This window comes from Vagococcus allomyrinae (assembly GCF_017829975.1).
Classification (GTDB): domain Bacteria; phylum Bacillota; class Bacilli; order Lactobacillales; family Vagococcaceae; genus Vagococcus_D; species Vagococcus_D allomyrinae.
This window is the reverse complement of sequence record NZ_JAEEGA010000014.1, coordinates 153,376-170,976: the sequence shown is the minus strand read 5'-3', so window position 1 is coordinate 170,976 and position 17,601 is coordinate 153,376. Positions and strand designations below refer to the sequence as shown.

The following is a 17,601-nucleotide window of genomic DNA, read 5'->3' as shown; positions in this document are numbered from 1 at the left end:
CGTCCTGAGCCAGGATCAAACTCTCATTAAAAGTTTTGATAAGATCCGAAGATCTCGCTCATTTGTTTGCTAGCGAATGTAACTTCACTATTCGATTTTTCATAAAAAATCGTAAAATCTTTTTAGTGTTCTTCTACTGAAGAAGAACAACTACACAATTTGGTTCGTCTTACTTTGTTCAGTTTTCAAAGGTCTAAGTTGTCAACCGCTTGTTTCGCAGTTGGTTGTTTGTCGCCTTAGCAACTTTATTAGAATAACATGTTTAGTTGTCTTTGTCAACAACTTTTTTAATTATTTTTCAAAAGTTTTTTTCAGCTTGTTGAAGTGGTTTAGCTCTTCATCAGCAACTCAATTAGAATAACATAAGTTAGTTGACGTTGTCAACAACTTTTTTAATTATTTTTTGAGCGGCATATTTGTTAAGATATGTCATCTCTTCAAACGACAACCTAATTAGAATAACATACAACGCTCTATCCTGTCAACGACTTTTCAAGAAAGTTTCATATTTATCTTTCATCAGATTGTCCTGCCTTAAGGACATGTATTAATATATCAATAGTTTTCTTAAAAAGCAAGCTTAAACCTGTCTTTTTTCCCTTTTTTTTACAAAAAGGATTAATAGCTAAAAACAACAGCTCAATGTTCGCTTTTATCGCAAAAATAGTTAAAAAATGCATTTCTTATTCGCATATTCTTTTTTAACGCCACTTGATCTCACTCATAAGTAAAATACAAGATATTAGAACCTCCCTTAGTGTGACTCATTAAGCCGAAGCCAAATAACTTTTGGAAAGTTATCTGATCATCTTTAGAAAAGCAAGTTGCCTCTCTCTGCTAGGTAATAGTCAACTCTTCTTTGACTACAATTAGTTGTCTCATTAAAAAACAAGAGAGATCGAAGTCAGCCCTGAAAGAAAAGTAGCAAAATAGTTACGTGATACTACTACGATAGAGAGAAAGTTTTATACTTTCCTAATAGAAAAAAACACCAACAGTCTATAAGCTGTTGGCATCTCTTGATTATTCAAAAATTGGAACTCCTGATATTTGAAACTTATTTAATACACTGCGTAATGTATTTGGTGTTTCCCAAGCATAACTATCACCTAGAACACCTTCATTCTTTTGCTCCTCCATCTCAAACACAAACAGAGGCATCTTTCGGTCATTGACACTGACATTAGTCAATTCAACTAAATCAATTGAATTAACATCCATCATCACTTCCGATTTCAACTCTTTTAAAATACAAGCTAAACTCGTAAAGTCTTCATTCATTGTGGTTGTGACAAAATCAAAATTTTCTTCGTTTCTTTTTACTAAAAACCTTTTATCACCGTTGGCACTGTTTAGCATGACAGTCCCCGCAACTAATTGGTTACTCAAAACTTCCACCTCAATTTGCAATGAATTTTCATTATACTATTAAAATAATAGCACATTTTCAGAAAAAAATCATGTTTATTTTTCGGTAAGTTCTTTCATACTCTCATCAATCCAGTTAGGCATCTGTAATCTCAAGCTCTCAAAGCCAATTTTCTTTTTCCGATTTGTAAAATACTTCTTGCGCTTGTATTGTGGGAGAGGCGCTTTTAAGTCTAAGGCTCTCATGGATAAACTGATTTTTTGTGAATACTCATCAATATCAATCACTTTCACTCTAACAACTTCTCCGATACTGAGCACATCCGAAATATTTTTGATAAAGCCGTGCTTTACTTCTGAAATATGTATTAATCCTTGAACATCATCATCTAATGAAATAAATGCCCCATAAGGTTGAACCCCTGTCACTTTACCTTCTATTACCATACCGATCGTATAGGTCATTTGTTTAGCCTCCTTTCACTAGCACCGAGAACCGAACACTCATTGTAGATTTTCAAGTCGCTCCGTAATCGCCACTACTCTTGGTATGTTCTGTTATATGATCGGTTTAACATCATCACGTACGATATTACATCTACTATTATACGCCAAAAGATTAGAAATATAAACTACGGGATTTGAGTTGTCTGCAAGAAAAACGCTCCTGTATTCCCACTATTCCTCATCATAAAAAAAGCTGAACCAAGCGTTGCCGTTGCTCTTAGTGCTTTAGCAATTAGCTCCAAACTTACGATCGGGAGAAAGTTTCCTACTTTCTTACAGAGTAAAAAAAGAAGCCTTCTATAATAGAAGACCTCACTACTTTAATTAACTTCTTCAATTGCGAGTAATAAACAACCGGTAATCCCGGCATTATCACCTAAGCCACAAGGTACAATATAGTCCTCCAAGGGAGGTGTGGCAACATAACCGTTCATCTGTTTTTCGAAAGACGCTCTCATTAATGGGAAGAGCTGAGTCTGTTTCATCACACCACCACCCATGACAACCATTTCCGGTGAAAGAATTAAGGTATAGCTCATTATGGCTTGGGCTAAGTAGTAAGCTTCAATATCCCAAGCTTTGTGTTTGGCCCCTAACTCATGACCTTTAATACCGTGGCGTTGTTCAAGAGAAGGACCAGCGGCCACCCCTTCGAGACAATCTCCATGATAAGGACAAGCTCCCCCATAGGTATCTTCTGGGTGTTTTCTCACTAAAATATGGCCGACTTCCGGGTGACCATAGCCGTTGATAATCTTTCCATCAATCACGACACCGCCGCCAATACCTGTTCCAACTGTGATGTACAAACAACTATCTTTGCCAACAGCCGCCCCTTTTTTTAATTCACCATATGCCGCCGCATTTACATCCGTCGTCCAAGCTACTGGCACATCATACCGCTCTGTTAAAGCACCTAAAAAATTATAATGAGCCCAGGCTAGTTTTGGCGTACTGGTTATATACCCATAGGTCTCAGATTTTTTATTAACATCTATCGGACCAAAAGAGCCCACACCAATTGACGCCACATCATGCTGATCAAAGAAAGCAAAGACAGCAGTCATCGTCTCTTCTGGAACAGTTGTCGGAATGCTGACTCGTTCCTTAATATCCAAATTTTCATCGCTAACGGCACAGACAAACTTTGTCCCACCTGCTTCAATTGCTCCATATAACACTATAAAAAACCTCCTTATAAAAAGTGAAAGAACTTTCGACTCATTTCATTCTATTCAGAAATTTCAATTGTCTCGATAACAATATCATGAACTGGCTTATCTTGAGGACCACGTTGCACACCAGCAATATCATCCATTATTTCTAGCCCTTCCATAATGTGACCAAAAACGGTATGACGGAAATCCAACCAAGGGGTTCCACCATTTTTATAGGCTTCAATTACTTCTACTGGAAAATCAGCACCTTCTAATTGCTTAACCATATTAGCAGGAACATTTTGATTTTGCACAATAAAGAATTGACTGCCGTTGGTGTTCGGTCCAGCATTAGCCATTGATAAAGCACCACGTAAGTTAAACAGCTCTCTCGAAAACTCGTCTTCAAAAGAATCGCCGTAAATACTTTCGCCGCCCATACCAGTGCCAGTTGGATCGCCACCTTGAATCATGAAATCTGGAATAACACGGTGGAAAATAATGCCGTCATAATAGCCTTTTTTCGCTAATTCAACAAAGTTTTTTACTGTTTTAGGGGCAGCTTCTGGAAATAATTTAAAGGTCATATCCCCTTTATTTGTTTTAATCGTTGCGATTGGTCCTGGTGCATCTTGCACATTTAATTGATGAAAAGTCATTGATTGTTTTCCTCCTAATTTGTATTCCTTTCCATGATACCTAAAATTATGATTTATTTCTATCTATTTCGATCGAAAATGCAAATTTGTGTCGTTATTGCTATAATTATTCTATACTGAAGCTGTATGGCTGATTCTATACAAACGAAGAAACGGAGGTGCGTAACAAGATGTCAACTAATGAAATTTACGATATTACCATTATTGGTGGTGGCCCAACTGGTCTGTTTGCGGCTTTTTATGCCGGCATGCGCCAAGCCAAAACAAAGGTCATTGAAAGTTTGCCACAACTTGGTGGGCAGCTTGCCATGCTTTACCCAGAAAAAAAAATTTATGACATCGCTGGTTTTCCAGATGTAAAAGCCAGTGAGTTAGTCAATAATCTGATTCAACAAATCGAACGCTTTGAGCAAACCATTTGTTTGGAAGAAGAAGTCCTTGATTTAATCAAAGTTGAGGATAACATCATTAAAATCGTGACCACAGCAGGTGAACACTTGTCACATAGTGTCATCATAACGGCTGGTAACGGTGCTTTTCAACCGCGAAAACTGCAAATGGAACAGGCGGATAAACTAGAAGGCCAATCCCTCCATTACTATGTGACCGATACTGAAAAGTTTCGCGATAAGAACGTCATGATCTGCGGCGGCGGTGATTCTGCCATCGATTGGTCTTTAATGCTTGAACCTATTGCTAAAACCGTTACCCTAGTTCATCGTCGACCGGATTTCAGAGCGCACGAACACAGCGTTCAGCTATTAACTAATTCTTCAATAAAGGTCAGAACCCCCTTTGTCGTTGATGAATTGATCACAGAAAATCATGGTTTATCCGCTATCAAACTAAGCAATCCCAAGGAAAGCCTTCAGGAAATCATGCCCATTGACGAATTAATCGTCAATTACGGCTTTAGTTCGTCTCTTGGCGAAATAAAAAATTGGGATTTGGATTTTTCACGACACTCTATTTTGGTCGGCAGCGATATGTCTACTTCAATGCCTGGGGTATATGCCGCTGGGGATATTTGTACCTATGAGGGAAAAGTCAAATTAATTGCCACGGGATTTGGCGAAGCGCCAACTGCTGTTAATAATGCGCTTCACTACATTCGCCCTGACATCCGAACCCAACCCACACACAGTACCAGTTTGTTCGAAGGACAATAACCATCCTTTTGAGCCTAGCTATTTGCTAGGCTCTTTTAGTCTCACGACTTGCTTTTTATGAAGAAGGCAAGGTACTATTAAGAAGAACTTAAAACCTAAGCAAAAGTGAGGAATAAAAAATGAAAATAGATAAACATCTTTTAGAAAAAGCGGCCCGTGACTTATTGCTTCAACGAGGAGTAACGATTGAAGACATTGCTGAACTGGTGTATTACCTTCAAAAAGATTATGTCCCCAATTTAACGCTTGCCATGTGTGCTGAAAACGTCGAAGCAGTCTTACTAAAACGCGAAGTTCAAAACACCATTATTACTGGCATTCAATTAGATATCTCTGCAGAGAACAACGAATTACTAAGTCCTCTGCAAGATATCTTAACAGAGGATGAAGGGCTTTATGGGATTGATGAGATCATGGCCTTGTCTATCGTCAATGTCTACGGCTCCATCGGCTTTACTAACTATGGATACATCGACAAAGTGAAACCAGGCATTCTCGCTAAGCTGAACTCACATGATGACGAACATGTTCATACTTTCTTGGATGATATTGTTGGAGCCATCGCAGCAGCTGCTGCCAGCCGAATCGCCCACGCTCAAGCCGACTAATTTAGCGGGGGAAATGGCTCACCTGTAATAAACCGCTTTACTCATCACGACAAAAAAGATGTTAGCTTTCGCTAGCATCTTTTTTGTAAACTTCAATATTACGTCTCATTTCCCGTTTCCCCAAATAAATCCCCACTAAGAGAACTAGCTCAAATAAGACAAACGCTAAAATGAAACAGTGCATAAAATATTCTTGTGGCAGGGCATTGATAATCGGGTCCGTTGCTGGATCAAAAATCCATGCATCATTGTTAAAAAACACACCGTGAAATGCTGTAAAAAAAGCATCAAATCCAATTGCCATAATAAATCCCAAAATAAGAGGGATCACCGCTGCAAATTGAAAAGGTCTTACCAATTGCCATAAACGCCTTTGCTTGACCAACTGTTTAACGTAAACCACCGTGGGAATAATCGTGACTAACAGCACACCATAGTTTAACATAAACAGCTTCTTGACCTCATAAAAATGAAAGGCACCTGAATCTGAAACGGGAAAATCAGGTAACACTAACTTAGTTACAAAAGGATTATTTAAGTATCTCATCAACTCACGATAATTTAACAGCAAGGTGTCTTTGGAGACATCTACCCAATCTAAAATATCCAAACGGCCAATATCCCAGACATACAGCGGATAGGCGTTAATTGTCACAGTAATCACAATTGTCAGAATGGTTAAGAACAAACTAACTAACCCTAATCGATGAAGCCATTTTTGTTTTGCCATCTAAACACTCCAATCATCCAAACTATCCACGATAAACGTTGGGGCTTTCACAAGAGCCGCAACATCCGCTTTTTGAGTAAAACCTGATAAAACCAATAAAGTGTCGATGCCATTTTGCAGACCGGCTTGAATATCTGTTTCATAATTATCCCCGACCATCAAGACTTGCTCGGCATTCAACCCCAATCGCTCCAATGACTTCTCCATGATGATGGCTTGCGGTTTGCCAATAATAACTGGCGCCACGCGAGTAGCCGTTTCAATAAGAGCCAACAAGGAACCGGCGCCCGGAACCAAACCGCGCTCTGTCGGAATATTCTTATCGGGGTTGGTTCCAATAAAATGAGCGCCCTTTTGAATAGCCAAAGTGGCCACCGTCAATTTTTCATAGGTCACATCACTGTCCAGACCTACAACCACGTAATCTGGTTCCACTTCTTCCAACTCATACCCCGCCTCAAGAATCATCTCCACAAGCCCCGCTTCACCAATCACATAGACTTTCTTTCCCAATCCCTTCGCAGCCATATAATCAATGGTTGCTAAGGTCGCCGTATAAATAGTTGCCAAAGGGACCTGAATCTCAAAATTATCGGCTAAATTCTGACGAACTGCTTGAGGACGTTTCGTCGTATTGTTTGTCACAAATAAATAGGGAATTCCTGCCTTTTCTAGTCGCTCTATAAAGCGTTTCCCTGCTGGAATAGGCTCTTTCCCTAAGTAGATGGTACCATCTAAATCAATTAAATACCCTTGATATCTCATTTGAAACTCCTATCTATTGCTAATAACAGCCATCATGTTTCCCATAAAACAGAAAATCCACTAAAGGATACCACGTATCTTCTTAGTAGATCTTTACTGCTATGAGTTACTCATCTTTTTGCCGAATGGTAAACCCGCGCTTCTTGTCTGTTGCTTTCTTAGGGATGGGCTTAGTTTCCGCCTTTTTTTTAGCTTGGCTTCGCTCTTTATCCTGACGATTTTTTATCACAGGCGCTTTTTTATTACGAGGGGTTGGTTTCTCGCTCGCTTTGCCTTGCTTCTCTTGAATGTGAGCTGGTTGGGTTGGTTTTTGAGTGTTTTTGCGATTATTGCGCTTGTTGCGATTTTGCGGTTTTTCTTTTCGCGTTCCAGCCCCTTCACGCTCTAGCACAAAATAAGCACAGCCAAAGTTACAATACTCATAGAGATAATCTTGCAATGAACCGATCCGCTGCTCCACCGGCATCCGTTTTTGTGTCTCAGAAAAAAAGCCTTTTAAACGCAATTGCTCAAAACCAATATCTCCAACAATATAATCGTAACGATTTAGCACATCACTGTATCGCTCATTCATTTTTTCAATGTCAAAAGCCTCACGATAATTTTCAACTAAGCGATATTTACGCTGATCAATCATGACAATATCTTCCTCAATGAGTGTTATCCGTTGCTTTTTCTCTTTTTCAGCAGGAGCATCCGTGGCGATATCCGTTAAAACTGATTCAATCTCATCTGTTATTGACTTCTCAGTCCCTTGTTCTTCGTTCATTGTTTCCATAGTGTCACCGCCTATTATTCATTTAAAGTTATTATAGCCTTTTTTTAATGACAAGGATAGTATTCTTCCAAATAGTCGCCAATAACGTGTCGTAAAAAATCGGGAAATAACATCTCGATCTGGCCTTTTTCGCGAATTGTCGGAAAAAAAGGAATAAACATCAAATGATCGACTGTTACAAAAGAATAGTGTTGTCGCTTTTCTAATGGCAAACCTTGCCAACGAATCGGCTGACTACGATCTTCCCAACTCAGCCCTAGGCTTCTTAGTTCACCAAATATTTTTCCGCGAAATCCCATGCCAACGATTGGAAAGTCACGCAATGCGTCTTTTTCTCGCCTCAATTCTGCCACTAATGACGTTAAGTCTTCACCAGTTAAGGTCACTTTAACCAAATGCATCGGATGGGGCAAACAACGATGAAGATCATCTTTCGTTACTCTGCCGGCCTTTAAGGTTTCCAAAAACAGACCAGAGTTTAAGATAGCCGCGTCTACTTGCCCATAATGAGCGATGGCCTTTAAAGCAAAATCAAGTAACCCATTTGGCACACGGGGATCCGCACTCAACTCCCTCGGCAATTGCCCAACCACTTGTGCGTGTAACAAGCGCTGGCCTTCAGCCAGGTACCCGTCAATTTCATCAAGATCTTCCCGATATTCTGGTAACTCCTTTGTGACTTGAACGCTGGCTTTTTTGTCCACCAGTTGATGATTGTCTAATTCTAATGTCACCTTTCCGACATAGCGACCAAATTTACCAGCGGCAGCCAGCAACGTCGTGCCAACTAGCATGCCATCAACAAATAAATGATGAGTATGTGAGCCTAGAATCACATCAATTTCAGGGTATGTTTGAGCAATCCGCGTCTCCTCTTCAATGCCGAGATGGGACATCAAAACAAGAACATCCGATCGTGAGCTAAGGTCTTTCAGCAATCCAGGTAAGACCTCGTCTACTTCAAAAACATCCCAACCATTTGGGTTATAAGTTAAAGGAAAGGGAGCTGTTAACGCCATAAACCCTATTTTGGTGCCGTCTTTACTTGTCATGATTTGAGAAGGTGAAGCCCAACTAGGGAACTGACTACCACCCGCCGCCTTTACATTAGCCAGCAATACGTTAAAATTTGCCTCATCATATAACCGATTTAACTGCTCATGGCTATTGCCAATCCCTTCATTATTCCCAATCGTCACCAGATCATAATGAACTTGATTCATCAAAACAGTATTGGCTTTGCCATCAGTCGCTTCCGTCAAGGGGTGTACCCTGTCAGAAAAATCCCCTAAATCCAACGTAATAACGGTTTTTCCTAACTCTTCCAAACGATCTTTTTCTGTCAATAGATAGCGACGAATCCGCGGCCATTTTTCAAAATGGGAATGGAGATCGTTGGTATGTAAAATGATTATTTCTTCCATAAAATTAAACACTTCTATTCATTAATTTTTGTTCTAATAATTCACGCGATAGTTCCCATTAAATGATCGCAGCAACTATCTGTCGGACTAGCTAATAGCAAAGATTAAACAAAAACTATTCCTTGTTGACCAAAGAATAGTTCGTCTATTTATTATACAGTATATAATGTTTTTAAATCTTTCACAAGATTATCAGATAGGCCTAAGCCATCCTTAACAAATCCTTTTAGCCCACCAAACTCGGCATTCATCGTCTCATAAGCAACATCCAAATAATCTTTTTTCACATACATCATCGTTTCAACTTCTTTTAATTGTGCCTCGTCCATCCCTTTTTCGCGCATCCCTGCAATCAATAGGTCGTTGGCTGCTTTACGCATCTGGTTGGTTTTTAAATAATCCGCGTAAATGTCAACTTTTGAGACTTCTAATAAATCCAACACAAGAGCTGCCGCCACGCCTGTCCGATCTTTACCAGCAAAACAATGAAAGATAAAAGGGTCATCACTGCTCGCCACTTGCTCTAAAAACTGACGATAGCCATTCTGACCAGATTTCGATAAAATCATTCCCTGATAAAGAGATTTCATATGATCGTCGGCCGATGTCGGTTCCGCTGTTAAATCTTCCAAGCTTGATGACTGTCCATCTAAATCTTTCATAATATCCAAATTAATGTAATGAGTGCCTGCAAATGTATCATCGGGACGTTCTGCCAACTCACTGGCACCGCGTAAGTCAAATATCGTTTTAATGCCGTACTCATTGACAAACTTGTCTTTATCCTCCACCGATAAATCAACAATTTCGCCGCTTCGATAAATCTTGCCAGTTTTTACCTTGTGACCCTCAGCAGTCTGATACCCGCCTGCATCTCTAAAATTAACTAATGTCTTCATCCTATTCTTCCTTCCTTAACACTCATACTAAACATCCACTAAACGAATTTTCATGACATTTTCGTGAATGGATAAATCCTCAATTAAATCGGCAAAATTCTTGCCACGAGGCAACTCAATCGTATATAGATTGGTGTAAATGCGCCGTTCGTCCACAAGATCCACATCAAAGTTGACATCTTTGACCTCTACATGGTTTTCGGCAAAATAATCGGTAATAAATTCTTTGGTTTCTACTCGATGAACGTATTTAACTTCAAGTTTTTTCATCGATGGCATGATAATAATTTTTTTCAATAAAGACAAGGTCAATTGAATCGTGATAAATCCGGCAATGGCAATTTGATAGTAGCCCATCCCGGTGGCGATTCCTAAACAGGCCACTGTCCAAAGTGATGCCGCAGTCGTTAGGCCCATAACCGAACGTTTGGTTACAATGATCGTGCCTGCCCCTAAAAATCCAATCCCACTGATAACTTGCGCGATTAGCCGCGCTTGATCCGAACGGACAACGCCTGCTAATTCAGGTTGATTGGTGGCGATATTTAGGGCATCAATGGAAATTTGATCTTGCATCAAAGCCACAACTGTCGCTCCGACACATACTAAGATATGCGTTCGGATGCCTGCTGGACGATTTTTGAATTCGCGATCAAAGCCAATCGCACCAGATATAGCCACGGCAATTAATAATCGCTCAATAATTTCCAATACAGTCATTAGTTCCTCCTTTCTAAAAAATAATCAGTCTCACCTTCAAAGACTTCGAATAAGAAAAGCTCAACGAGATGTTGCCTCGCAAAGCTGGATCCAAGCTACGATATAGAGAAAGTTTTAGACTTTCCTATAAAGTTAAAAACAAAAAAACAACTCTTGGTCATTCTATTTTGGAAAACCGACTAAACATTCCAAGCTGGCCTTCCTAGATCCCCACTCTATTAGTTTAGCACTACTATCAGGGAAATTCTAGTCATTGATGATTGCCAAAAAGGTAAAACAAGCCAACCAAACGCGCTGACTTGTTTTACCTTTTATTTCCCCATCATCAAGGCTCCAAATTGTTCGGCCTGAACAGTAGCCTCAACAACTTTGTGCCAATGCTTTGTTTAACTTGTCTCCGAGCACTAACAACATTTACACTAATCGAAGACTCTGTTATTTAGCGTAATGGTGATTTCCTAACAAACGATGGGCGATATATTTTAACCCATAAAAAAGTGGGATTACCCCAAGCATCATCGGGACGTAGACAACAGCCAGATGCCATTGGAACAGACTTACTAGGGAAAAGATACGCCCAAAAAAGATAAATAACACTAAAAACAAACTAAATAACAGACTGATCATTGTCATAATTTTCCAATTACTCGGTTTTGACACATAATACAATGCCACAAAACACACCATGCCAGTCATCCAAACCGTCACCGTTGATGTCTCTTCATAGCGCCAGCCAAACTGATTGCCCAGAAACAAAATCCCCATGGCAAAAATAACTACACTTAAACCACTTGCGAAAGCCGGTTCCAGCACATTTTGAAAAAAACGGCCTTTGATGGGCGCTACATTGGGACGTAACGCCAAGAAAAATGACGGAATGCCAACAGTCAAAGTGCTTATGGGACTTAGTTGAATCGGTTGAAATGGGTAAGGAGAGGAAATAAAAATAAACAGGGCCGCCAATAAAATTGAATAAATCGTTTTGGTTAAATAGAGGGAAGCCACGCGCTGAATATTATTGACAACTTTCCGCCCTTCTAAGACAACCCCTACCATGGAATCAAAGTTGGAATCCAATAACACAAAATCCGCAATTCCCTTGGTTGCATCACTCCCATTAGCCATCACAATACTACAATCGGCTTTCTTCAAAGCAAGAATATCATTAACACCATCTCCCGTCATCCCGACAGTCATCCCATTTGCTTGCAAGGCTTCTACTAAGGAACGCTTTTGTTCGGGACTTACCCGACCAAAAACCCGATTTTCTCGGACGAGGGTTTGATAGTTAATTTTCTCAGATACTTTACTCATATCAATCAACTTGTCACTATTTTTAACACCTGCCCGCTTGGCTATTTGAGCCACTGTTTGAGGATGATCTCCTGAAATAATGCAGATCTCAACCTCTTGCTCCATAAAATAATGAAGAGTTTGCGGCGCCTCCGCCCGTATTTCATCTTCTAAAAAAATCAGACCTTCTAAATTTAAGGAATGCGGCAGATCTTGTTCAATAATGGCTTCTTGACTTGTGGCAATCGCCAAAACTCGCAAACCTTCGGTAGTCGCAAGATGCATCCGCTCTGTTAACTCTTTATTAAAAGAATCAAACAAATATTCCGGTGCTCCAATCACCACACTTCCCTTCTGTTGATACTCGATGGCACTCCATTTACGTGCCGAAGAAAAAGGGATTGTTTTGGTGATGGGCCAACTATCAGCTGTTACCGGGAATGCTTTCATCAGCGCTAAGCCTGTTGCATTATCTTCATTTAGATCATGGGCCACATGACCGATCATTGCGCCAAATTCTTTCGGGGTCAATTTACCGATAACATCGGTTTTCAAAATCTTTAACTCACCACTTGTCAATGTTCCAGTTTTATCCAAACATAAAATATTTACCCGTGCCAGCGTTTCAATTGATCCCATGGTTTTAACGAGGACTCTTTTCTGCGTTAACCGAATAACGCCGACAGCCAAAGCGACCGTTGTTAATAAAACTAAGCCTTCAGGAATCATCCCAATCATCGCGGCAGTCGAACCTAAAATGGCCTGATTAACGGTCATATCTCCTAACATACTAGATAAAAATAGTAACGCCCCCACAGGAATAATGCCAAAGGTCAAAATACGAATAATCTTTTTCATCGTTTGAACTAATTCGCTGTAGATGCTTTTTTCCCCTTTGGCTTCAAGGGCTAGTTTAGAACTGTAGCTCTCTTTGCCAACCTTTGTCGCCTCAATAAGCGCATTGCCACTAACAACAAAACTCCCAGAATAAACGGTGTCCCCTTCATCTTTAATCACAGGATCAGCTTCACCTGTCAATTGGGATTCATCGCACTCGATCCCACTAGTTCGAATCACTTGCCCATCAACCACAATTTGTTGCCCCCGCTTGATCATCAATAAGTCATTTTTAACAATTTCCCCTTGCGAAACCTCCTCTTGCTGACCATTCCTTATAACGGTCGCCTTAGCTTGATTTAATAGGGCCAATTCATCCACATTTTTTTTGGCTCGTAACTCTTGGAAAATCCCCACCGTGGTATTGACGATGATCACCCCGAGAAAGAGTAAATTTTTATAACTGCCTGTATAGATAACAAAACCTGCAATAACAATGTTAATGAAATTAAATAGCGTCAGGCTATTTTCTAAAAATATTTGTTTCAAACTTCGAGTCATTGGTGGCAAAGCTTCGTTACTTTCACCACGCCCTTTACGCTCTTCGACTTCAGCATAGCTTAGTCCTAAATACCGATGTTCTTTCGTCATAGCAGATTCCCCTTTTAGTGTACAGCCAGGCACACTCGTTCACTTTATATTAATAGAATAAGCCATCTTTCTTCATTTAACCTCGGACTATAGTTCTAGTTTTACAACCTTAACAAAGTCTTTAACACCTTAATAATTTATTAAAGACTAGTTAGCGGCTTCAGAGATTAGTCACGACCTCTTTCAAGTTTATACGTCTCCAATGCCTGTTTTAAGACCTTTTCCCCAAGCATCCGTCCATAATCCAAGGAATCAATCACTTGGACAGTCACAGGTAATTCCTGATAAATTTTTTTCACCTGCTCTATCTGATACCGGACTTGCGGGCCGATTAATAAAATATCGATATCCTCCCTAACTGCGGCTACATTTCCAACCGGCATAGCCGCTACAGTCATCTCAATGCCCATTTCATCCCCAGCTTTTCGCATACTGGTTGCCAATAAACTGGTGGACATCCCACCAGCACACGCTAACATTATTCGGTACATCATTGACTTCCCTTCTTTCCTAATTTATTCTATCTTATCACATTAGCATCCGCTTACAATCAAAAAAACTTATCACTGATAGTTAGCCCTTATAGGCGCTGCTCCTTTAAGCAAAAAAAAGCTGTATGAAATGCTCCCTGTTAGAGCCCCTCATACAACTTTTATTTAATAAGCAAGCAACTCTGTCACCGATATTTCCCGCAAATCAGTCACATTTAAGGTTGTCGCCGTCAAATTACCATCCCTGACAATCCCCACTGACATGATGCCCGCCGCATTAAGCGCCTCAACGCCTGCTTGTGCATCCTCAAAACCAACGGCTTCAGCAGGCGCTAGCCCAATTGCTTCCGCGGCTTTTAAGAAAATCTCAGGATCGGGTTTGCCCTTTTTTAATGTTGCAGGATCGACGATTGCCTTAAAATTAGCGGCAACGCCCAACTTCTCTAAGATCATCGGGGCATTTTTTGAAGCCGATGCAATTGCACAAGGAACCTGTTGCTTTTTGGCTTCTGCCAGAAAGTCAGCAATCCCTGGCAATAAATCAGCTGGAGATAAATCTGTTAGTAATTCAACGTACTGAGCATTTTTTTTCGCTGCCAAGGCTGCTTTTTCCATCTCAGTATACGCCAGCTCTTGGCCACCAAAACGCAAAATCCGCTCCAAAGATGACAAGCGATCGATCCCTTTTAAGCTCTCATTAAAGGCTTCATCAATCTCTATCCCTAGCTCCCTTGCCAGTTCTTTCCACGCTAAGTAATGATATTTGGCCGTATCAGTAATCACGCCATCTAAATCAAAAATAAACCCTTTTTTCATCTTAGTTCTCTCCTAATAGCTAACCTTAAGTGGTTGATTTTTTGTCAAATCATAGAGGGTCTGCCCGATTAAAATTGAAGTATCTTCATTTGCTATGACTTCAATTGTAGCCGTAGTTAAACGGACCTGATACATCACCCCAAACCGTGTCAAGCAAAAACGCAAGGCTTGCCAGGTATTCGGCAAATCCGGAGCAAAACTCAACAATTCGCCACGACTATCAACGCCGCCATATGTTTGTAACGTCACCATTAAGGTTGCTGCCATCACGCCGGTGTGAATACCTTCAGCAGTAGTTCCCCCCTGAATGTCCTGATAATCCGATCGCAAGGCTTCTTGATATAACTGCCAAGATAACTCACGTTTGCCGACCATTTCGGCTAGCTGGGCATGAACAATCCGCGATAACGTCGAGCCGTGAGAAGTTCGTTGTAAATAATAATCCAGATTTTTTTCCAAATAATCCGCAGGTAAATGGTAATTCAAATCAGTCAGGATATCGTCTACTTTCGCTTTTGCTAAATTGTAAAACGTCATCAAGGTATCAGCCTGTTTCGCTACCTGATAATCATCAGCAGACTTGCCGTCTGCTTTTAAGATCCGGTCCATCCGATAAATATTGCCAAATTTTTCTCGGTAATACTCCCAGTCCACTTCTTTTAATTCAAAATAGCCAGCGTATTGAGCAATAATTCCCTCATCGTTAATTTCTAAGTTAAGCTGTTGACGAATGGCCTGCATTTCGGCTAGTTTCTCTGCCGTTATCCCCGTCTTAATTTGTAGCTCGCCTAATTCAGCTGTTGTCAATTCCGTCAGCAAAGTGGCAATTTCTTCGAACAACCAAACCACCATCATGTTCGTATAGGCGTTATCTGTTACCCCACCTTCTTGACTATTTGGGTATGCTTCATGAAATTCATCAGGTCCCATCACGTTAGGAATGGAATAGCGATTTAATTTCTCATTCCAAAGGGCTTTACTGCGCCAAAACTCGGCAATTTCCAATAGCATTTCGGTGCCGTACTGACTGATAAACTGACGGTCTCCCGTATTGTGCCAGTAATTCCAGACATTGTAGGCAATCGCTAAAGAAACGTGGCGCTGCAAGCGACTATAATCTTCCCCCCATTCACCACTTAATGGATTCAAATGGACTTCCTGGGTTTGTTCAGTTCCATCCAACCCGGACTGCCAAGGGTACATCGCACCAGAGTAACCGGCCTCTTTGGCATTTTCCTTTGCTGCGCCTAAACGATGATAACGGTACATCAACAGTTGCTTCGCCATCTCTGGAAAATGTAATTGATAAAAAGGTAAGATGAAGATTTCATCCCAGAAAATATGCCCACGATAAGCCTCCCCGTGTAAGCCGCGGGCAGTGATCGAGACATCTAAAGCCTGATTAGCAATTGGAGAACCTGATACTAAAAGATGGTAGGTATGTAAACGAAGCAATTTTTGCGACATCAGATCACCAGTTACACTGATATCCGCCTTTTCCCATAAACCTAGCCACGCCTGATAACTTTCAAGACGATTCGTCTCAAAGGTTTTGGCTGGTGTCGGTGAAACTAGGTAATCAGCCGAGGCAGACGCTTCTTCGGGGAAGAAATAAGCAACAGTCACACTTTTTTCAATGCCATAAGACTCCCCCTCTTTCGCCTCGACAGCGATTGTTTGCACAATCTCTGTCTCACTTATTTCATTCACAACCTCGTGTTCCAGAAGTTCCCCAGACAATTCAGAGTGTTGTATCACTTGTATTTTAGACTGTTTTGTCGAAACGGCCACGGTCGTTGTAGCCCCCTCAGCACTTAAATGAGTGATATCTAAATGCTCACTCGTTAAGCTGCGATAGCGTTCAGTATTAAAATTAATGACCGACGCATCACTTTTAGCAATTAACTTTATTTTCCCGCTAAAATTCATAGGCGTTACTTCATAGCTAAGACTGTAATGATCTTTAGCCGCCATGTTGACCACCCGTCTAGTGATAATTTTAAGCTGGTAGCCTTGGCTATTAACTAGAGCTTCTGCGGTAAACACCCCTGTTCTCAAATCAAGGTGTCGATGTAAAGAGGTAAGACTCTGTTCATTAATTTCTAAAACGGGTTGATTTTCAATTTTTAGCGATAAATACTGTAAATTGGGACTGTTAACAAAATCTTCGTTAATCACTGTTCGCCCTTCAATTACTGAAGGTGCCCCATTGTATAAGCCGGCCAAATAAGTGGCAGGATAGTGGGCTTCGGATATTTCCATTTCAGGTAGCGTCCCTCGTAAACCGATAAATCCATTACCAGTCGTCAGCAAAGACTCCACAGAATACTCACTTTTTCCAGGCGTATACCCATAATAATCCAAGGTCCAAGTCTGTTCTGCTGCCACCTGTTTAAAATATGCCTCAACATTGGCCACAGAGGCTAAGTCGGCCGCTAAAACAAGCGGGCAATTCACACTTTCACTAAGGGTTTGCATCGCTGATTTATCTAAATCTGTCAGGTCTTCTTTCGACAAATCAATCGCTATCCCCATAAACTCCCAATCAAACGTGTTAATTTTTTCTGCTAAACTAAGCACCTTTTCATGCCAATTATCTAATGAAACGGCCCATTCAGCTTTCGCGATTGGCAATCCCGTTTTTGAAACTAACTGAACTTGGCTAGCTTGCAATTTGATAGCAATATAATTCATCTCAGTTCTCCTTTTGGTTATAATAAAGAATCTTG

Annotated in this window: 16 protein-coding genes; 2 read left to right on the top strand and 14 right to left on the bottom strand. The window is 40.6% G+C overall.

Features of this window, described 5'->3' with window-relative positions; genetic code table 11:
• Positions 1–1,023: 1,023 nt before the first annotated feature.
• The 4 genes from I6N95_RS19505 to I6N95_RS19490 all read right to left on the bottom strand — a co-directional run bounded on the left by I6N95_RS19505 (position 1,024) and on the right by I6N95_RS19490 (position 3,691).
• Entirely contained in the window at positions 1,024–1,389 is a 366-nt protein-coding gene (locus tag I6N95_RS19505) for a hypothetical protein (RefSeq protein ID WP_209531016.1), read from the bottom strand.
• A gap of 75 nt (positions 1,390–1,464) precedes the next feature.
• Positions 1,465–1,833 (bottom strand): CvfD/Ygs/GSP13 family RNA-binding post-transcriptional regulator, encoded by a 369-nt coding sequence (locus I6N95_RS19500; protein WP_209531015.1) that lies wholly within the window; start codon positions 1,831–1,833, stop codon positions 1,465–1,467.
• 362 nt (positions 1,834–2,195) lie between these two features.
• Positions 2,196–3,056, bottom strand: coding sequence for an ROK family protein (locus I6N95_RS19495; protein WP_209531014.1), 861 nt, complete (start codon positions 3,054–3,056; stop codon positions 2,196–2,198).
• Positions 3,057–3,106: 50 nt separating this feature from the next.
• Positions 3,107–3,691, bottom strand: coding sequence for a peptidylprolyl isomerase (locus I6N95_RS19490; RefSeq protein ID WP_209531013.1), 585 nt, complete (start codon positions 3,689–3,691; stop codon positions 3,107–3,109).
• 170 nt (positions 3,692–3,861) lie between these two features.
• On the opposite strand from I6N95_RS19490, the gene I6N95_RS19485 reads away from it, so the two are divergent.
• Together I6N95_RS19485 and I6N95_RS19480 are read left to right on the top strand one after the other, a co-directional pair.
• Entirely contained in the window at positions 3,862–4,860 is a 999-nt protein-coding gene (locus I6N95_RS19485) for an NAD(P)/FAD-dependent oxidoreductase (protein ID WP_209531012.1), read from the top strand.
• A 119-nt stretch (positions 4,861–4,979) separates the two neighbouring features.
• Entirely contained in the window at positions 4,980–5,468 is a 489-nt protein-coding gene (locus I6N95_RS19480) for a phosphatidylglycerophosphatase A family protein (protein WP_209531011.1), read from the top strand.
• A 61-nt stretch (positions 5,469–5,529) separates the two neighbouring features.
• Here I6N95_RS19480 and I6N95_RS19475 read toward each other — a convergent pair whose 3' ends face one another.
• The 10 genes from I6N95_RS19475 to I6N95_RS19430 all read right to left on the bottom strand — a co-directional run bounded on the left by I6N95_RS19475 (position 5,530) and on the right by I6N95_RS19430 (position 17,566).
• Positions 5,530–6,198, bottom strand: coding sequence for a TIGR01906 family membrane protein (locus tag I6N95_RS19475; RefSeq protein ID WP_209531010.1), 669 nt, complete (start codon positions 6,196–6,198; stop codon positions 5,530–5,532).
• Positions 6,199–6,963, bottom strand: coding sequence for a TIGR01457 family HAD-type hydrolase (locus I6N95_RS19470; RefSeq protein WP_209531009.1), 765 nt, complete (start codon positions 6,961–6,963; stop codon positions 6,199–6,201).
• Between the two features lie 106 nt (positions 6,964–7,069).
• On the bottom strand, positions 7,070–7,741 hold the full coding sequence (locus tag I6N95_RS19465; protein WP_245249707.1) for a YutD family protein: 672 nt from the start codon (positions 7,739–7,741) through the stop codon (positions 7,070–7,072).
• 44 nt (positions 7,742–7,785) lie between these two features.
• On the bottom strand, positions 7,786–9,165 hold the full coding sequence (locus I6N95_RS19460; protein ID WP_209531008.1) for a bifunctional metallophosphatase/5'-nucleotidase: 1,380 nt from the start codon (positions 9,163–9,165) through the stop codon (positions 7,786–7,788).
• Between the two features lie 152 nt (positions 9,166–9,317).
• Complete coding sequence (locus tag I6N95_RS19455; RefSeq protein ID WP_209531007.1) at positions 9,318–10,064, bottom strand: tyrosine-protein phosphatase; 747 nt, start codon at positions 10,062–10,064, stop codon at positions 9,318–9,320.
• Positions 10,065–10,091: 27 nt separating this feature from the next.
• Positions 10,092–10,784 (bottom strand): MgtC/SapB family protein, encoded by a 693-nt coding sequence (locus I6N95_RS19450; protein ID WP_209531006.1) that lies wholly within the window; start codon positions 10,782–10,784, stop codon positions 10,092–10,094.
• Between the two features lie 435 nt (positions 10,785–11,219).
• Complete coding sequence (locus tag I6N95_RS19445; RefSeq protein WP_209531005.1) at positions 11,220–13,565, bottom strand: HAD-IC family P-type ATPase; 2,346 nt, start codon at positions 13,563–13,565, stop codon at positions 11,220–11,222.
• 167 nt (positions 13,566–13,732) lie between these two features.
• A complete protein-coding gene (locus tag I6N95_RS19440; RefSeq protein WP_209531004.1) occupies positions 13,733–14,059 on the bottom strand; it encodes a PTS sugar transporter subunit IIB in 327 nt (108 codons plus the stop codon).
• Positions 14,060–14,221: 162 nt separating this feature from the next.
• Positions 14,222–14,872, bottom strand: a complete 651-nt coding sequence (gene pgmB / locus I6N95_RS19435; protein ID WP_209531003.1) for a beta-phosphoglucomutase — start codon at positions 14,870–14,872, stop codon at positions 14,222–14,224.
• 12 nt (positions 14,873–14,884) lie between these two features.
• Complete coding sequence (locus I6N95_RS19430) at positions 14,885–17,566, bottom strand: glycoside hydrolase family 65 protein (protein ID WP_209531002.1); 2,682 nt, start codon at positions 17,564–17,566, stop codon at positions 14,885–14,887.
• Positions 17,567–17,601 lie beyond the last annotated feature (35 nt).